Genomic DNA, 14,445 nt, shown 5'->3' on the forward strand with positions numbered 1-14,445 from the left:
GGGTGTGTACCGGTTCCTGACGACGCCCCGCTGGTGGGGGATCAACATCTTCGTCGTGCTGGCGATCCCCTTCTGCCTCTTCATGGGGACCTGGCAGCTCGGCAGGTTCGAGGACCGCGTCGACTCGCACCAGGAGGCGGAGCGGCGGCCGGACCCCGGCACGGTGAAGGCCGCGCCGCTCGACGAGCTGCTGCCGGTCGACAAGGAGACCTCGGGACGCCACGCCACGGCGACGGGGCGGTACGGGGAGCAGTTCCTGGTTCCGGAGCGCGAGCTGGACGGCAAGGACGGCTCGTACGTCCTGACGCTGCTGCGCACCGAGAACGGCAAATCCCTGCCCGTGGTACGTGGCTGGCTGCCCGCCGGCGGCACGGTCCCGGCCCCGCCGGCCGGCGAGGTCACGGTGACCGGAGCGCTCCAGGCCTCGGAGCACACCGGGAGCGCGGGCGTGCGCGCGTCGGGCGCCCTCCCGCAGGGCCAGATCGGCATGATCAGCGCGGCGTCCCTGGTGAACGTCGTCCAGGACGACGTCTACGACGCCTGGGTGACCCTGACGGACGCCCCGGCGGGCCTCACGCCCGTACCGGCGGCGGCCCCGGAGGGCAGCGGGCTGGACCTGAAGGCGTTCCAGAACCTCGGGTACACCGGTGAGTGGTTCGCCTTCGCGGGCTTCGTGCTCTTCATGTGGTTCCGCCTGCTCCGCCGGGAGGCCGAGCAGGCCCGGGACGAGGCCCTCGGCCTCGCGACGGCGGTGGAGCGGGTGGGCCCGGTGGCCGACCGCGCGGACCGGGTGGAGTCCGTGTAGCGGTGCCGTTCACCTGGCCGGTGACGTCACGTGGCCGGTGCGCCCGACGGGTGCGCCGCGTGATCGTTGGAGTCCCGCGCGGCGAGTGCCGTCCGCGTGTCCCGCCCGGCCGGGCCACGCCGGGGCGCCCCACCCCCTACTGCCCCGGCAGCAGGCCCGTCCGGTAGATGGTGCCGGCGCAGGCGTTCGGGATGGTGGCCTCCGCCGCCGGGGCGCCCGGCTCCGCGGTGTGGGTGACCGTGACGCCGCCCTCCGCGCGGGTGCCCTCGCCGTCGTCCGCCTTGGCGAGCTGCGGCTCGACCGCCGTACCCGCCGTGGTGTCCGAGCCGGCCGAGTCCGACGCCTGGTCGTCCGCGGACGGCGTCGGGTCGGGCGAGGGTTCGCCGCCGCCGTTGGCACCGCCCGTGCCGCCACTGCCGCCGCCGTTCACCGGGCATGTGTCGCTCGGCACCCAGGCGAACTTCACCTCGTAGGCGTTCGAGGGCTTCAGCAGCAAGGGCGCCGCCGATTCCTGGGACGGGTCGGGCAGCCCCGTCGCCGGGTCGCCCGCCGCATGGCCGACGACCGTGATCCTGGCCGCGTCGGCCGCACCCGTCACCCGGAAGGCCACGCCGCCGGAGCCGGTGATCGAGCAGTCGGTTCCCGACACGTTGGCGATGCGGAAGGTCCCGTACACCTTGCCCTCGGCATCGGGCCGGCCGGCCACCGCGTCGGCCACGCCGAGCTGGCCCGCCTCGCACACCGGCACGGTGTCCGGCACCGGGCTGTCCGGCGCCGCCGTACCGCCCACGGTGCCGTCGGAGGTTCCCGTCGCCGGCTCGCCCGGCTTGGCCGGGGCGTCCTCGCCGCTCTCGCCGGCGCCGCTCGTCCCCTGGTCGGTCCCGGAGCTGGGAGCACCCGGCCCGCCGGTCGTGTCACCGGGCTCCTCGCCCGTGCCGCCCTGGACCTGCTCGCCGTGGCCGGCGTTCACGGGGCGGTCGTCGGAGGTGCCGTCGGCGCTCGCGACGTGCACGAACGCGGGGACCGCCGTGCCGAACAGCAGCGCCGCGGCGGCCACACCCACCAGGGCCTGGCGTTTGCGCGCACGCCGGGCGGGAACCGCCCGGCGGAGGTGGTCCAGGGTGCCGTCGGCGGGCTGGAGGTCCCGCACCGCGCCGTGCAGCATTCTGCGCAGCGCCAGTTCGTCGACGCCGAACTCGTCATGGTCCGGGAGATCGTTTTCCGGCCCGTTGTTCACAATTCCGTTCCCAGTCCGGTCGTTCTCGTTCAACAGCCCGTCCGGCCCGTCGGGTCCCTCCTGCGCGGACCCCTGCCTGTGTTCCGTCATGCCGTGGCCTCCATGGCGACGCGCAGCGCCGCGATGCCACGTGACCCGTACGCCTTGACCGAACCGAGCGATATGCCCAGCGTCTCCGCGACCTGCGCCTCGGTCATGTCCGCGAAGTACCGCAGCACCAGGACCTCGCGCTGGCGCCGCTGGAGGCCGCGCATGGCCTTGATCAGCGCGTCGCGCTCCAGCTGGTCGTACGCACCCTCCTCCGCGCTCGCCATGTCGGGCATCGGCTTGGAGAGCAGCTTCAGACCGAGGATGCGGCGGCGGAGCGCGGACCGGGACAGGTTGACCACGGTCTGGCGCAGGTACGCGAGGGTCTTCTCGGGGTCACGAACGCGGCGCCGCGCCGAGTGGACGCGAATGAACGCCTCCTGGACGACGTCCTCGCACGAGGCGGTGTCGTCCAGCAGCAGCGCGGCGAGACCCAGCAGCGACCGGTAGTGGGCGCGGTAGGTCTCGGTGAGGTGGTCGACAGTCGTGCCCGCGGTCACCGTCGTCTCGTCGGCGCTCACGGCACCGCGCTGGGACGGGATGCGGGTCGTACGCCTAGCAGCGGGCATGGGCGCGATCACCGGCATGCCGCCGGGCTGACGGGGCCGCCGGAGCGGGCGCACCGTGCCCAGGCCGGACCCGGACCCGGTTCCGGCCGCACGGGCGCGGAACGGGACCACCGCTGCGATGTCGAGTACCTCTGCCACGCCTGTTGGACACGCTTCCCCCCGTCAGGGTTGTACGCGCACGCGGCCGCTTTTGACGGTGCGACGTTTGCCCTCATGCGTACCCGCTCTTCCCCAATGCCCTGAATGTACGGGCGCCACGAAGGGGCGACCGCATAGACGCTTTCCGCCCGACCACCGGTTGCGGCAAGGGGGAAAGCATCGTCGAACATGCCATCGCCCCAGTTCAAGTGACACCGGTCGAAGACTTGCTCACAGGGCGTTCACAGATCCTACAAAGATCTGACGAGCCGTTCACCGCAGTTCCGGGCCGGATCAGGCGGAGAGCTCGGCCGCCAGTGCCTCGGCGATCTGAACGGCGTTCAAAGCGGCGCCTTTGCGCAGATTGTCGCCGCAGACGAACAGCTCCAGCGCCCGGTCGTCGTCCAGCGACCTCCGCACGCGCCCCACCCACGTCGGGTCGGTGCCCACGACGTCGGCCGGCGTGGGGAAGTCCCCGGACGACGGGTCGTCGTACAGCACCACACCGGGGGAGGTCGCCAGGATCTCGTGCGCCCGCTCGACCGACACCTCGCGCTCGAAGCGGGCGTGCACGGACACCGAGTGGGCGTTGACGACCGGTACGCGGACGCAGGTCGCCGTCACACCGAGGTCCGGCAGGTCGAGGATCCTGCGGGTCTCGCTCCGGACGCGCAGCTCCTCCGAGGACCAGCCGCCCTCCTGGAGGGAACCCGACCAGGGCACCACGTTCAGCGCGAGCGGGGCGGGGAAGGGCCCCGTGTCGTCGCCGACGGCCCGGCGCACGTCGCCCGGGCAGGTGCCCAGCTCCGTACCGGCGACCAGCGCCAGCTGCTCGCGCAGCGCGGTGACACCGCCGTGCCCGGCGCCGCTGGCGGCCTGGTACGCGGAGACGACGAGCTCGCTCAGGCCGAACTCGGCGTGCAGCGCGCCCACCGCGACGATCAGCGCCAGCGTGGTGTCGCCCGGGCACGCGATGATCCCGCGCGGGCGGGCGCGTACGCAGTGCCGGTTGATCTCGGGGACGACCAGCGGGACGTCCGGGTCCGCCCGGAAGGCCGGCGAGGCGTCCACCACCAGGGTGCCCTTGGCGGCGGCGACCGGCGCCCACTGGGCGGCGACCGCCTCCGGCACCAGGAACAGTGCCACGTCGGCGCCGTCCAGCGCCTCCTCGGACAGTGCGAGGACCTCGACCTCCTCCCCGCGGACGGCCAGCTTGCGGCCGGCCGAGCGCGGGGAGGCGATCAGACGGATGTCGCCCCAGACATCGGCGTGCTGCGACAGGATCTGGAGCATCACCGCGCCGACGGCCCCGGTCGCTCCCACGACCGCGAGCGCCGGCTTGCGGTGCGTCACCGGCTCCACCGGTTCGTCACCGCCCGGTGCCCCCGTACACCACGGCCTCGTCGGAGTCGGAGTCGAGACCGAAGGCGGTGTGGACGGCGCGGACGGCCTCGTTGACGTCGTCGGCACGGGTGACGACCGAGATGCGGATCTCGGAGGTCGAGATCAGCTCGATGTTCACACCGGCGTCGGACAGCGCCTCGAAGAAGCCGGCCGTGACACCCGGGTTGGTCTTCATGCCCGCGCCGACCAGGGAGATCTTGGCGATCTGGTCGTCGTAGCGCAGCGACTCGAAGCCGATGAGGGCCTTCTGCTTCTCCAGGGCGTCGATGGCCTTGCGGCCCTCCGCCTTGGGCAGCGTGAAGGAGATGTCGGTCAGCCCGGTCGACGCGGCGGACACGTTCTGCACCACCATGTCGATGTTGATCTCGTTGTCCGCGATGGTGCGGAAGATCGCGGCGGCCTCGCCCGGCTTGTCCGGCACTCCGACGACGGTGATCTTCGCCTCGGACGTGTCGTGGGCGACACCGGAGATGATGGCCTGCTCCACCTTGCGGTCCCCTCGCGGTTCGTTGCTGACCCACGTGCCCTGGAGCCCGGAGAAGGACGACCGGACGTGGATCGGGATGTTGTAACGGCGTGCGTACTCGACGCAGCGGTGCAGCAGCACCTTGGAGCCGGAGCTGGCGAGCTCCAGCATGTCCTCGAAGGAGATCCAGTCGATCTTCCGGGCCTTCTTCACGACCCGGGGGTCGGCGGTGAAGACGCCGTCGACGTCGGTGTAGATCTCGCACACCTCGGCGTCGAGCGCCGCGGCGAGCGCGACGGCGGTCGTGTCCGAACCGCCGCGTCCGAGGGTGGTGATGTCCTTCTTGTCCTGGGAGACGCCCTGGAAGCCCGCGACGATGGCGATGTTGCCCTCGTCCAGCGCCGTACGGATCCGGCCCGGCGTGACATCGATGATGCGCGCCTTGTTGTGGACGGAGTCGGTGATGACGCCTGCCTGGCTGCCCGTGAACGACTGGGCCTCGTGGCCCAGGTTTTTGATCGCCATGGCCAGCAGGGCCATGGAGATCCGCTCTCCGGCGGTCAGCAGCATGTCGAACTCACGCCCGGCAGGGATCGGCGATACCTGCTCGGCGAGATCGATCAACTCGTCCGTCGTGTCGCCCATCGCCGAAACCACGACGACCACCTGGTGGCCGTTCTTCTTGGCATCGACGATTCGCTTGGCGACGCGCTTGATGCCCTCGGCATCGGCAACGGAGGAGCCTCCGTACTTCTGCACGACAAGGCCCACGTGCGCTCCTCGCTCAGTCCGTTTGCGGTCGGCTCAGTCTAACGAGCGGCCGGGAAACGCCCCCGCCATATCACATCGTGAGATGTCCCGCTCACGACGTGATCATCGTGGGGCGCTTCACGGCCGCTCCGTCCAGTACCTGCCCCTCCGCACCGGGCGTACGCGGAATGTGTGCCGGGTCACCCCGTACGGCCCCGGCCGCCGGGCCGGGGCGGGCGGCTACTTGACCGTACGCATGCCCAGCGGGCCGAGGATCTCCTGGGCCATCACCCGGCCCGCCTCCTCCGCCAGGGCGTCCTCCGTCAGGTCCTCGTCCGTGTCGAGTCCGTCCAGCTCCTCCAGCGGCTGGTCGAGGCGCACGTGGGAGACGAGGGACTGGAGGGCCCGCAGGGTCGCCGACGCGGTCGGTCCCCAGTTGGAGAAGTACGAGAACTGCCACCACCACAGGGCCTCCGCGGTGCGGCCCGCCCGGTAGTGGGCCAGTCCGTGGCGCAGATCCAGGACGATGTCGGCGAGGTTGTCCGAGATCCGGCACGGCACGGGTGCCTTGCGCGGCTCGTACGGGTCGAAGACCTCCGAGAACACGTCCACCGGGTCGAGCATGGCCGCGAACCGCATCCGCAGCTCGTCGACGTCCACGTCCGGACCGGTGTCCGGTTCGTACCGCTCCTCGGGGATGATGTCCTCGTGCGCGCCCAGCCGGCCGCCGGTGAGCAGCAGCTGCGAGACCTCCAGCAGCAGGAACGGGACCGCGCTGTCGGGCTCGTCGCCCTTGGCCACTTCCGTGGTGGCGACGATGAAGGACTCGATCGAGTCGGCGATCTGGACCGCGAAGCTGTCGGGGTCCAGCGAATGCGCGTGCAGTGTGGCGTCAGACATCGAGGAGTCGTCTCCCTTCGAACGCACGCCCGAGCGTGACCTCGTCGGCGTATTCCAGGTCTCCGCCAACGGGAAGTCCGCTGGCGAGGCGCGTGACCTTAAGGCCCATGGGCTTGACCATGCGCGCCAGGTACGTCGCGGTGGCCTCCCCCTCCAGATTGGGGTCGGTCGCGAGAATCAGCTCGGTGACCGTTCCGTCCGCGAGCCGGGCCAGCAGCTCGCGGATCCGCAGGTCGTCCGGGCCGACGCCCTCGATCGGGCTGATCGCGCCGCCGAGCACGTGGTACCGCCCACGGAACTCGCGCGTCCGCTCGATCGCGACGACGTCCTTCGGCTCCTCGACCACACAGATGACCGCGTCCTCGCGGCGCGGATCCCGGCAGATGCCGCACCGCTCCTCCTGCGCGACGTTGCCGCACACGGCGCAGAACCGCACCTTGTCCTTGACCTCCAGGAGAGCATGGGCGAGGCGGCGTACGTCGGTGGGCTCGGTCTGCAGGATGTGGAAGGCGATCCGCTGGGCGCTCTTGGGACCGACGCCTGGCAGCCTGCCCAGCTCGTCGATGAGGTCCTGAACCACGCCTTCGTACAACGGAACGCCTCTCGTGGAGTGCTGTGATGCTTACGGTAGTTGCAATGCGTACGGGTTAGAAGGGCGGGAGCCGGAGCCCGCCCCCCGGACCGGACCGCGCCGGGCGGCGCCTAGAAGCCCAGGCCCGGGATACCGCCGCCGCCCAGGCCCTGGGCCAGCGGGCCGAGCTTGTCCTGCTGGAGCGCCTGCGCGTTCTCGTTCGCGGCCTGTACCGCGGCGACGACGAGGTCGGCGAGGGTCTCGGTGTCCTCCGGGTCGACCGCCTTCGGGTCGATGACCAGGGAGCGGAGCTCGCCGGCGCCGGTTACGGTGGCCTTCACCAGGCCGCCGCCCGCCTGCCCGTCGACCTCGGTGCGCGCCAGCTCCTCCTGGGCGCGGGCGAGGTCCTGCTGCATCTTCTGGGCCTGCTGGAGGATCTGCTGCATGTTGGGCTGGCCACCACCGGGAATCACGGTCACTCCTGGCATTTCGACGACATGTATTCGGTAAGCCGAGCCTACGTGGTCGTCGGATGGTCTGCCCCATCCACCGGCCTTCACTCCTTCGGGTGGAATCCTGGCGCGCCCCCTAGCTGATCAAGCCCCTCTTGCGGGCGGAAATACCGGGATTCCGCACTTCGGGCCCACCATTCGGCGGTAGGAAAGGCATGCGCACCAGTACGCACACGCGCATCGCACCGCCGCACGTTACGGATTGTCACGCAGAGCGCAGAGGAGTGCCCCGGTGAGCCAGCCGGAGATGCAGCCCGGGGGCCCCGCCCGGGGGGAGGGCGACAGCCAGGACCGGTACGGCGGCCCCGGTGGCGATCTGACCGGGCGGCCCTTCCCGCTCGGGGACTGGGGCGAGCCGGCGGAGCGGCTGGACGAGCTCTACCGCTGGGTCGAGAGCCACGCGCTGCGTACGGCCGACTGGTACCTGGAGGACCGCGCGTGGAAGCGCCGGGGCGCCCGGACCCTGCGGACCGGTACGGCGCTGGGCGCGATCGCCGGCGCGACGCTGCCCCTGCTGGACCTGACGGGTGCGCTGGAGGGCGCTTCGGGCTGGGGATACGTGTCGCTGCTGCTGGCCGCCGCGTGCCTGGCCTGCGACCGGTACTTCGGGTTCACCTCCGGGTGGATGCGGGACGTGGCGACGGCCCAGGCGGTGCAGCGGCGTCTCCAGGCGCTCCAGTTCGACTGGGCGGCGGAGAGCATCCGGGAGGTGCTTGGCCCGACGGAGGGCACGGCGAGCGAGGCGGCGGAGCGGTGCCTGGGGGTGCTGCGGCGGTTCTCGGAGGACGTGACGGAGCTGGTGCGGGCGGAGACGGCGGACTGGATGGTCGAGTTCCGGTCGGGGCCCGCGCCGCTGGTGATGCAGTCGACGCTGGCCTGCGCGCCGCCCCGGACGGAGGGCGGCCACCCCGCGGGGCGGTTCCCGCTGCCCCCGGGCACCCGCCCCAACATGCCGCGCCAGCGCCCGCCGGAGCCCCGCTGACCCCCTGGGCGGTCAGCTGAAGATGATCATCGAGCCCTGGCCCAGGCTGCGGGTGGCCGCCGCGTGGAGGCCCAGCCACACGTGCCGTTCCCGGGCGAAGGGGCTCTCGTCGTGCGGGATCGGCCCGGCGGGCTCCTCCAGGGCGGTCGGGCGCTCCGGGGGGCGCGGTGCCGCCGGGGGGTTCGCCGGGTCGATGCCGATCGACGGGGCGACGTACTCCAGCTCCCGGAGCAGGCCCTGGGCGGAACCCAGCGGGCCGCCGCCGGACAGCAGCTCCTCGTTGGACAGCGGGGTGGGGAAGTCGACGGGTACGTAGGCGCCCGCGTGGTCGTAGTGCCACACCAGGTGCGACTGCTGGGCCGTCGACTCGAACATCTCCAGCAGCTGCTCGTAGTCCCCGCCCAGTTCGTCGACGGGCGTGACCGCGAGGCCGCAGATCTGGAGCAGGTAGACGCGACGCAGGAAGTGCAGGGCGTCGTAGTCGAAACCGGCCACCGGCGCGACGTCGCCCGACAGGCCGGGCATGTAGGCGAAGACGGGCACGGTCGGCAGGCCCGCCTCGGTGAGGGCCTTGTCGTACACGGCGATCTCTTCGGCGAAGGGGTTGTCGGGGCTGTGGCACAGCACGTCGACGAGGGGGACCAACCACAGGTCACAGGCCAAGGGACACTCGCTCTCCTTCGGTAACGCACGCGATCACGCGCTTACGGCGGTGGCTGAGGGCCGTGTCCACGGCGGTGGTGGGGCCGGGTCACGGCGATGGCGGTGGGCGGGTGGGACGGGGCGGTGCGCGGCGCGGGTGCACATCCCATACCCACCCGTCGTGAGTGGTAAGAGCCGTCAGCGCAGGCCGTCCAGATGGTCCGCCCACCGCAGGGAGTGCGCGTTGTACGCGTCGATGGCCGCCATCACCGCGTCCGGGTCGCCCAGCGTGACCGCGTCGACGAGCTCTTCGTGGCCGTTCCACAGCCAGACGCCGGGTTCGCGGGCGGTGCGCAGGTGCGGCACGGCGAAGACCCACGCCTGGACGCGCAGCCGGTGCAGGAAGTCGGCGATGTAGCGGTTGGCGACGAAGCCGCTGAGCTCGCGCCAGAACCGGAGGTCGTACCCGATGAGGATGTCCAGGTCCCCGGCGCGCGCCGCCCGTGCCGCCTCCTCGGCCCGCCGCCGTACGGACACCAGCGGCGCCCCGTGCGCGTGCTGGGCGCCGACCCGGTCGGTCAGGCGCCGGAAGATGCCGTCCACGATCAGTGCGCGGGCCTCGACCATGCCCCGGTAGTCGTCGACCGAGAACCGGTGGACGCGGAAGCCCTTGTGCTGGTCGGAGTCGAGCAGCCCCTGGGCGGTCAGGTCGACCAGCGCTTCCCTGACGGGCGTCGCCGACACCCCGTACTGCTCGGCTATGTGCTTGACCGTGAACTCCTGGCCGGGCTGGAGACGCCCCGCGAGCACTTCGTCACGCAGCGCGTCCGCGATCTGCTGCCGCAGGGTGTTGCGGGTCACGGCTCCGCTCGCGGGCATGGCTTCTGGCCCCCTCCGTCCGGTTCCGCACACCTTAAGCCAGGCGGAGGGGGCGCACGGAGGCGGTTACGCGGTGTGCTCGTCGGCGACCGTGAGCGCCGCGTCGAGGGCGGCGAGACCCTCCTTGGCCTCGGCCTCGGTGATGTTGCAGGCGGGGACGGCGTGGGTGCGGTTCATGTTGATGAAGGGCCACAGGCCGTTCTTCTTGCAGGCCGCGCCGAAGGCCGCCATGGGGGCGTTCGCCTCGCCGGTCGCGTTGTACGGGACGAGGGGCTCGCGGGTCTCCTTGTCCCGGACGAGCTCCAGGGCCCAGAAGGCGCCCAGGCCCCGCACCTCGCCGACGGAGGGGTGGCGCTCGGCGAGCTCGCGCAGGCCGGGGCCGAGGACGTTCTCGCCCAGGTGGGCGGCCTGCTCGACGACCTTCTCCTCCTCCATGGCCCGGATGGTGGCGACGGCGGCGGCGCAGGCGAGCGGGTGGCCGGAGTAGGTGAGGCCGCCGGGGTAGGGCCGGGTTTCGAAGGTGGCGGCGATCTCCGCCGAGATGGCGACGCCGCCGAGGGGCACGTAGCCGGAGTTGACGCCCTTGGCGAAGGTGAGCAGGTCGGGGACGACGCCGAAGTGCTCGGCCGCGAACCACGCGCCGGTGCGGCCGAAGCCGGCCATGACCTCGTCGAGGACGAGGACGATCCCGTACCGGTCGCAGATCTCGCGCACGCCGGGGAGGTAACCGGGCGGCGGGGTCATGATGCCGGCGGTGCCGGGGACGGTTTCCAGGATGATCGCGGCGATGGACCGCGGGCCCTCGAACGCGATGGTGTCCTCCAGGTGCCGCAGGGCGCGCTCGCACTCCTGCGCCTCGTTCTCGGCGTGGAACGGCGAGCGGTAGAGGAACGGCGCCCAGAAGCGCACGACGCCGGCGGACGCGGTGTCGGAGGCCCAGCGGCGCGGGTCGCCGGTCAGGTTGATCGCGGTGGAGGTGGCGCCGTGGTACGACCGGTAGGCGCTCATGATCTTGGGGCGGCCGGTGTGCAGCCGGGCCATGCGGGCGGCGTTCTCGACGGCCTCGGCGCCGCCGTTGGTGAAGAAGATCTTGTCGAGGTCGCCCGGCGTGCGCTCGGCGATGAGGCGTGCGGCCTCGGAGCGTACGTCGATGGCGAAGGCGGGCGCGAAGGTGGTCATCTTCGCGGCCTGCTCCTGGATCGCGGCGACGACCTTGGGGTGTTGGTAGCCGACGTTGGTGAAGACGAGGCCGCTGGTGAAGTCGAGGTAGCGGTTGCCGTCGTAGTCCCAGAAGTACGCCCCCTCGGCGCCGGCGACGGCGAGCGGGTCGATCAGGCCCTGGGCGGACCAGGAGTGGAAGACGTGCGCGCGGTCGGCGGCCTTGACGGCGGCGCCGGCCTCGGGATCGGCGAGCGGAGCGGGATCGGCATGAGGGGTCATGCCGCACAGGGTAAGGACGTGCTGGTGGGCGCCGGTATGGCCATCTTGTATGCCGGAAGGCGCGCGGGTCGGCAGGGTGTCGCCCCCTCGGCTCCCGGAGAGAGGGGTTGACAGCATCCTGTCGGCCTGACAGCATTCTGTCATAGATCGAACGGATCGAACACGCCGACCGGGACCGGACGGTGTGAGCGGAGCACCCCGCATCCAGTACGGCCGAAGACGCGTCCATCCAGGAGGCCACCATGTCCGGCACCGACGACCGCAAGACCGTTCACCTCGGCGTCTACGACACGCTGGCCGACTGGGAGACCGGGCACGCCACGGCCTGGCTGGCACGCGGCGGTTACGAGGTCCGCACGGTCGGCCTCACCGACGACCCGGTGAGGAGCATCGGCGGACTGCGCGTCCTGCCCGACCTGGCCCTGGCCGATCTGCGGCCCGAGGACAGCGCGCTGCTGATCCTCCCGGGCGCCGACCTCTGGGACGCGGGCGACGAACTGGCGCCGTTCGCCGCCACGGCCCGCGCCTTCCTCGCCGCGGGGGTGCCGGTGGCCGCGATATGCGGGGCGACCGCGGGGCTGGCCCGCGAGGGTCTGCTCGACGACCGGCCCCACACCAGTGCCGCGCCGTTCTACCTGGCGGCCACCGGGTACGCGGGCGGCGAGCACTACGTCGACACGGACGCGGTGACCGACGGCGACCTGATCACGGCCGGGCCCACCGAACCGGTCGCCTTCGCCCGCGAAGTGCTGGGCAGGATGGGCGCGTTCGAGGGCACGCGGCTGGACGCCTGGTACCGGCTGTTCCACCACTCGGACGAGGCCGCCTTCGAGGAACTGAACGCATGACCCGCGCGGAAAGGGAGCTTCAAGCCCTGCTCAGCCGTACGGCGCTCGGCGTGTTCCGGCTGAACGGCCAGTTCCTCGCCGTCTCGGAGAAGCTGGCCAGGCCGGCCGGGCTCACCGCCGCGTGGTGGCAGGTCCTCGGCGCCGTGCTGACCGAGCCGCTGCCGGTGTCCGGGATCGCCCGCGCCATGGGCATCACCCGGCAGAGCGTGCAGCGGATCGCGGACCTGCTGGTCCACGAGGGCCTGGCCGAGTACCTGCCGAACCCGGCCCACCGGCGCGCCAAGCTCCTCTCCCCGACGCACCTGGGCCGGGTGACGGTCGCCCGCATAGAGCCCGGCCACGCGGACCTGGCGACGCGCCTTGCCGCCGCGCTCGGCGAGGAGGCGTTCGCCGAGACGGCGAGCGTGCTGGAGCGCCTGTCCGCGGTGCTCGACACGGTCACCGTCGCGGGACCGGGAGCGGGTGCCGCCCCTGGCCTGGCGGCGGAGCCGGGCTCCGAGGGGGGAACGGGGGCGGGTTCGGGAGCGGCTTCGGAGGCAGGCTCCGGGGCGAGGGGCGGTTGACGGCGGGGCGGCCGGGGCCGGGCGGGAGCGGCACGGGCGCCGGGAAAGGGGCAGGGGCAGCGGGGCCGGTCGGGGTGACGGTCGGGGGGAAGGATCCTGGGCGACAAGCCGGTCGACGCGTCTGCGCCGGGACCTGCGAGCCGGTAGGGTGGCCGTCTCTCCAGCCACCGCGCCGGTGGCGGCAGGAGACCGATCCGAGGAGGTGAGACCCATCAACGCCAGGTCAGGCTGGGTGCTCTCTTCTCACCGCGGTGCGGTCGACCCCACATAGGGGCAACGGGACCGAGGGAGCGCCCCCACGGCTCCCGGAAGGCTCCCCATGTCTGCGTTCAACAAGCCCACCGCCCACACCGTCGCGCCTTCGGCCGACCCCTCGCCCGACGCCTCGTCCGACCCCTCGATCGCCCGCCCGGCCGTTGCCGAGTCCGGCGTCGTCGCCACCCTCCGTGCCGCCGGCTGCGTCTTCGCGGAGGACGAGGCCCGGTTGATCCTGTCGACGGCCCGCACGCCCGGCGAACTCGACGCCATGGTCGAGCGCCGCGTCGCCGGGCATCCCCTCGAACACGTCCTGGGCTGGGCCGAGTTCCACGGCCTGCGCGTCGCCGTGGACGAGGGGGTCTTCGTCCCGCGCCGCCGCACCGAGTTCCTCGTCACCCGGGCCGCCGCCCTCGCTCCGCCCCGCGCGGTGGTGGTCGACCTGTGCTGCGGCACCGGCGCGCTGGGCGCCGCCCTGGTATCGGCGCTCGACGGCGCGGAGTTGCACGCCTCCGACATCGACCCGGCCGCCGTGCGCTGCGCCCGCCGGAACGTGACGCCCGCCGGGGGCCGGGTGTACGAGGGCGACCTGTACGGGCCGCTCCCGGCGGCGCTGCGGGGCCGCGTCGACATACTGCTCGCCAACGTGCCCTACGTCCCGACCGAGGAGCTGGAACTACTGCCCGCCGAGGCCCGCGTCCACGAGGCGCGTGTCGCTCTCGACGGCGGTGCGGACGGGCTGGACGTCCTGCGCCGGGTCACCGCCGACGCCGGCGCCTGGCTGGCGCCGGGCGGCCGTCTGCTGTTCGAGACGAGCGAGCGCCAGGCGCCCGCCGCCACGGCGGTCGTCGCCGCCGCCGGGCTCGTCCCGCACGTGGTGACCTGTGCGGACCTGTACGCCACGGTGCTCATCGCGACTCGGGCGCAGAAGCCGCCCGCTCGACGGCCAGCAGAACGTTGAGCAGAAGGTACGGGTGGACGAACCGGTCGGCCGCTGTCGGCGGGCACCGCCACGCCAGGGGCCAGGTGTGCCCGCCGAGCGCGGGGACTGGTACATAACTCACCGTCCACCGGGCGGCGTTGAACGGCATCGCGCCGGACGGCCAGGCGCGGCCCGCCGTGCTGCCCGGTGGGAGGAGGAAGTACACACCTCGCCGCCCGTTCGCCTCGATGACGACCGGGCCCGGGTCGCCGCCGGTCATGTGCTCCAGGAGATCGGCGGCCCGGCGCCCGTCGTCCCCGTCGACGCGTACGGCGTCGAATTGCACGCCCGCCTTCCGGAGTTGGAATCCGGAGGACGGAATCCATTCGATGTTCGTGTGGCAACTTGGCGCATTCACAGGGACATCGTGGACCGCCACGGCTAGCGTTTCCCACGATTGCGAAGGCTCGTCGGA

The 14,445-nt window shown here is 72.3% G+C and carries 15 protein-coding genes and 1 pseudogene; 5 read left to right on the top strand and 11 right to left on the bottom strand.

Annotated elements, in window-relative coordinates:
* Window positions 1-4 precede the first annotated feature (4 nt).
* Window positions 5-805 carry an SURF1 family protein gene (locus AC07DW_RS04285; RefSeq protein ID WP_478856091.1) on the top strand — a complete coding sequence of 267 codons (801 nt, stop codon included), beginning with the start codon at window positions 5-7 and terminating at the stop codon, window positions 803-805.
* 136 nt (window positions 806-941) lie between these two features.
* On the opposite strand, the gene AC07DW_RS04290 is transcribed toward AC07DW_RS04285, so the two are convergent.
* The 7 genes from AC07DW_RS04290 to AC07DW_RS04320 form a co-directional block, all read right to left on the bottom strand.
* Window positions 942-2,132: a hypothetical protein gene (locus AC07DW_RS04290; RefSeq protein ID WP_478856092.1), complete on the bottom strand. Its 1,191-nt coding sequence runs from the start codon at window positions 2,130-2,132 to the stop codon at window positions 942-944.
* Complete coding sequence (locus tag AC07DW_RS04295) at window positions 2,129-2,836, bottom strand: SigE family RNA polymerase sigma factor (protein WP_478856093.1); 708 nt, start codon at window positions 2,834-2,836, stop codon at window positions 2,129-2,131. Before AC07DW_RS04295 ends, AC07DW_RS04290 begins: the two co-directional genes overlap by 4 nt.
* Window positions 2,837-3,130: 294 nt before the next feature.
* Window positions 3,131-4,189, bottom strand: a complete 1,059-nt coding sequence (locus tag AC07DW_RS04300; RefSeq protein WP_478856094.1) for an aspartate-semialdehyde dehydrogenase — start codon at window positions 4,187-4,189, stop codon at window positions 3,131-3,133.
* Between the two features lie 16 nt (window positions 4,190-4,205).
* Window positions 4,206-5,477: an aspartate kinase gene (locus AC07DW_RS04305; RefSeq protein ID WP_156693136.1), complete on the bottom strand. Its 1,272-nt coding sequence runs from the start codon at window positions 5,475-5,477 to the stop codon at window positions 4,206-4,208.
* A 219-nt stretch (window positions 5,478-5,696) separates the two neighbouring features.
* Window positions 5,697-6,356, bottom strand: coding sequence for a DUF5063 domain-containing protein (locus tag AC07DW_RS04310; protein ID WP_478856095.1), 660 nt, complete (start codon window positions 6,354-6,356; stop codon window positions 5,697-5,699).
* Complete coding sequence (gene recR / locus AC07DW_RS04315) at window positions 6,349-6,948, bottom strand: recombination mediator RecR (RefSeq protein WP_478856096.1); 600 nt, start codon at window positions 6,946-6,948, stop codon at window positions 6,349-6,351. Before recR ends, AC07DW_RS04310 begins: the two co-directional genes overlap by 8 nt.
* Before the next feature lie 110 nt (window positions 6,949-7,058).
* A complete protein-coding gene (locus AC07DW_RS04320) occupies window positions 7,059-7,400 on the bottom strand; it encodes a YbaB/EbfC family nucleoid-associated protein (protein ID WP_336323334.1) in 342 nt (113 codons plus the stop codon).
* A 271-nt stretch (window positions 7,401-7,671) separates the two neighbouring features.
* Here AC07DW_RS04320 and AC07DW_RS04325 point away from each other — a divergent pair, with 271 nt between their 5' ends.
* The gene (locus tag AC07DW_RS04325) at window positions 7,672-8,421 is read left to right on the top strand and encodes an SLATT domain-containing protein (RefSeq protein ID WP_478856097.1); all 750 of its coding nucleotides are present in this window, start codon (window positions 7,672-7,674) and stop codon (window positions 8,419-8,421) included.
* A gap of 12 nt (window positions 8,422-8,433) precedes the next feature.
* On the opposite strand, the gene AC07DW_RS04330 is transcribed toward AC07DW_RS04325, so the two are convergent.
* The 3 genes from AC07DW_RS04330 to AC07DW_RS04340 all read right to left on the bottom strand — a co-directional run bounded on the left by AC07DW_RS04330 (window position 8,434) and on the right by AC07DW_RS04340 (window position 11,382).
* On the bottom strand, window positions 8,434-9,084 hold the full coding sequence (locus tag AC07DW_RS04330) for a hypothetical protein (RefSeq protein WP_478856098.1): 651 nt from the start codon (window positions 9,082-9,084) through the stop codon (window positions 8,434-8,436).
* Window positions 9,085-9,261: 177 nt separating this feature from the next.
* Complete coding sequence (locus AC07DW_RS04335) at window positions 9,262-9,942, bottom strand: GntR family transcriptional regulator (RefSeq protein ID WP_478856099.1); 681 nt, start codon at window positions 9,940-9,942, stop codon at window positions 9,262-9,264.
* Window positions 9,943-10,008: 66 nt separating this feature from the next.
* Complete coding sequence (locus AC07DW_RS04340; RefSeq protein ID WP_478856100.1) at window positions 10,009-11,382, bottom strand: aminotransferase class III-fold pyridoxal phosphate-dependent enzyme; 1,374 nt, start codon at window positions 11,380-11,382, stop codon at window positions 10,009-10,011.
* A gap of 242 nt (window positions 11,383-11,624) precedes the next feature.
* On the opposite strand from AC07DW_RS04340, the gene AC07DW_RS04345 reads away from it, so the two are divergent.
* The 3 genes and pseudogenes from AC07DW_RS04345 (at window position 11,625) to AC07DW_RS04355 (ending at window position 14,009) form a co-directional block, all read left to right on the top strand.
* Complete coding sequence (locus tag AC07DW_RS04345; RefSeq protein WP_478856101.1) at window positions 11,625-12,230, top strand: DJ-1/PfpI family protein; 606 nt, start codon at window positions 11,625-11,627, stop codon at window positions 12,228-12,230.
* Window positions 12,227-12,676: pseudogene (locus AC07DW_RS04350) on the top strand (MarR family winged helix-turn-helix transcriptional regulator); the annotation flags it as partial. The gene AC07DW_RS04345 and the pseudogene AC07DW_RS04350, both read left to right, overlap by 4 nt.
* 436 nt (window positions 12,677-13,112) lie before the next feature.
* On the top strand, window positions 13,113-14,009 hold the full coding sequence (locus tag AC07DW_RS04355) for a putative protein N(5)-glutamine methyltransferase (protein ID WP_478856102.1): 897 nt from the start codon (window positions 13,113-13,115) through the stop codon (window positions 14,007-14,009).
* Here AC07DW_RS04355 and AC07DW_RS04360 read toward each other — a convergent pair.
* The gene (locus AC07DW_RS04360; RefSeq protein WP_478856103.1) at window positions 13,957-14,388 is read right to left on the bottom strand and encodes a hypothetical protein; all 432 of its coding nucleotides are present in this window, start codon (window positions 14,386-14,388) and stop codon (window positions 13,957-13,959) included. The genes AC07DW_RS04355 and AC07DW_RS04360 overlap by 53 nt on opposite strands.
* Window positions 14,389-14,445 lie beyond the last annotated feature (57 nt).

The sequence above is a fragment of the Streptomyces sp. NPDC045701 genome (assembly GCF_056432045.1).

Bases quoted from the DNA above. Each gene is read 5' to 3' on its own strand.
- AC07DW_RS04355 (WP_478856102.1), top strand. From the start codon at position 13,113: ATGTCTGCGTTCAACAAGCCCACCGCCCACACCGTCGCGCCTTCGGCC.
- AC07DW_RS04335 (WP_478856099.1), bottom strand. From the start codon at position 9,942: ATGCCCGCGAGCGGAGCCGTGACCCGCAACACCCTGCGGCAGCAGATC.
- AC07DW_RS04345 (WP_478856101.1), top strand. From the start codon at position 11,625: ATGTCCGGCACCGACGACCGCAAGACCGTTCACCTCGGCGTCTACGAC.
- AC07DW_RS04310 (WP_478856095.1), bottom strand. From the start codon at position 6,356: ATGTCTGACGCCACACTGCACGCGCATTCGCTGGACCCCGACAGCTTC.
- AC07DW_RS04340 (WP_478856100.1), bottom strand. From the start codon at position 11,382: ATGACCCCTCATGCCGATCCCGCTCCGCTCGCCGATCCCGAGGCCGGC.
- AC07DW_RS04290 (WP_478856092.1), bottom strand. From the start codon at position 2,132: ATGACGGAACACAGGCAGGGGTCCGCGCAGGAGGGACCCGACGGGCCG.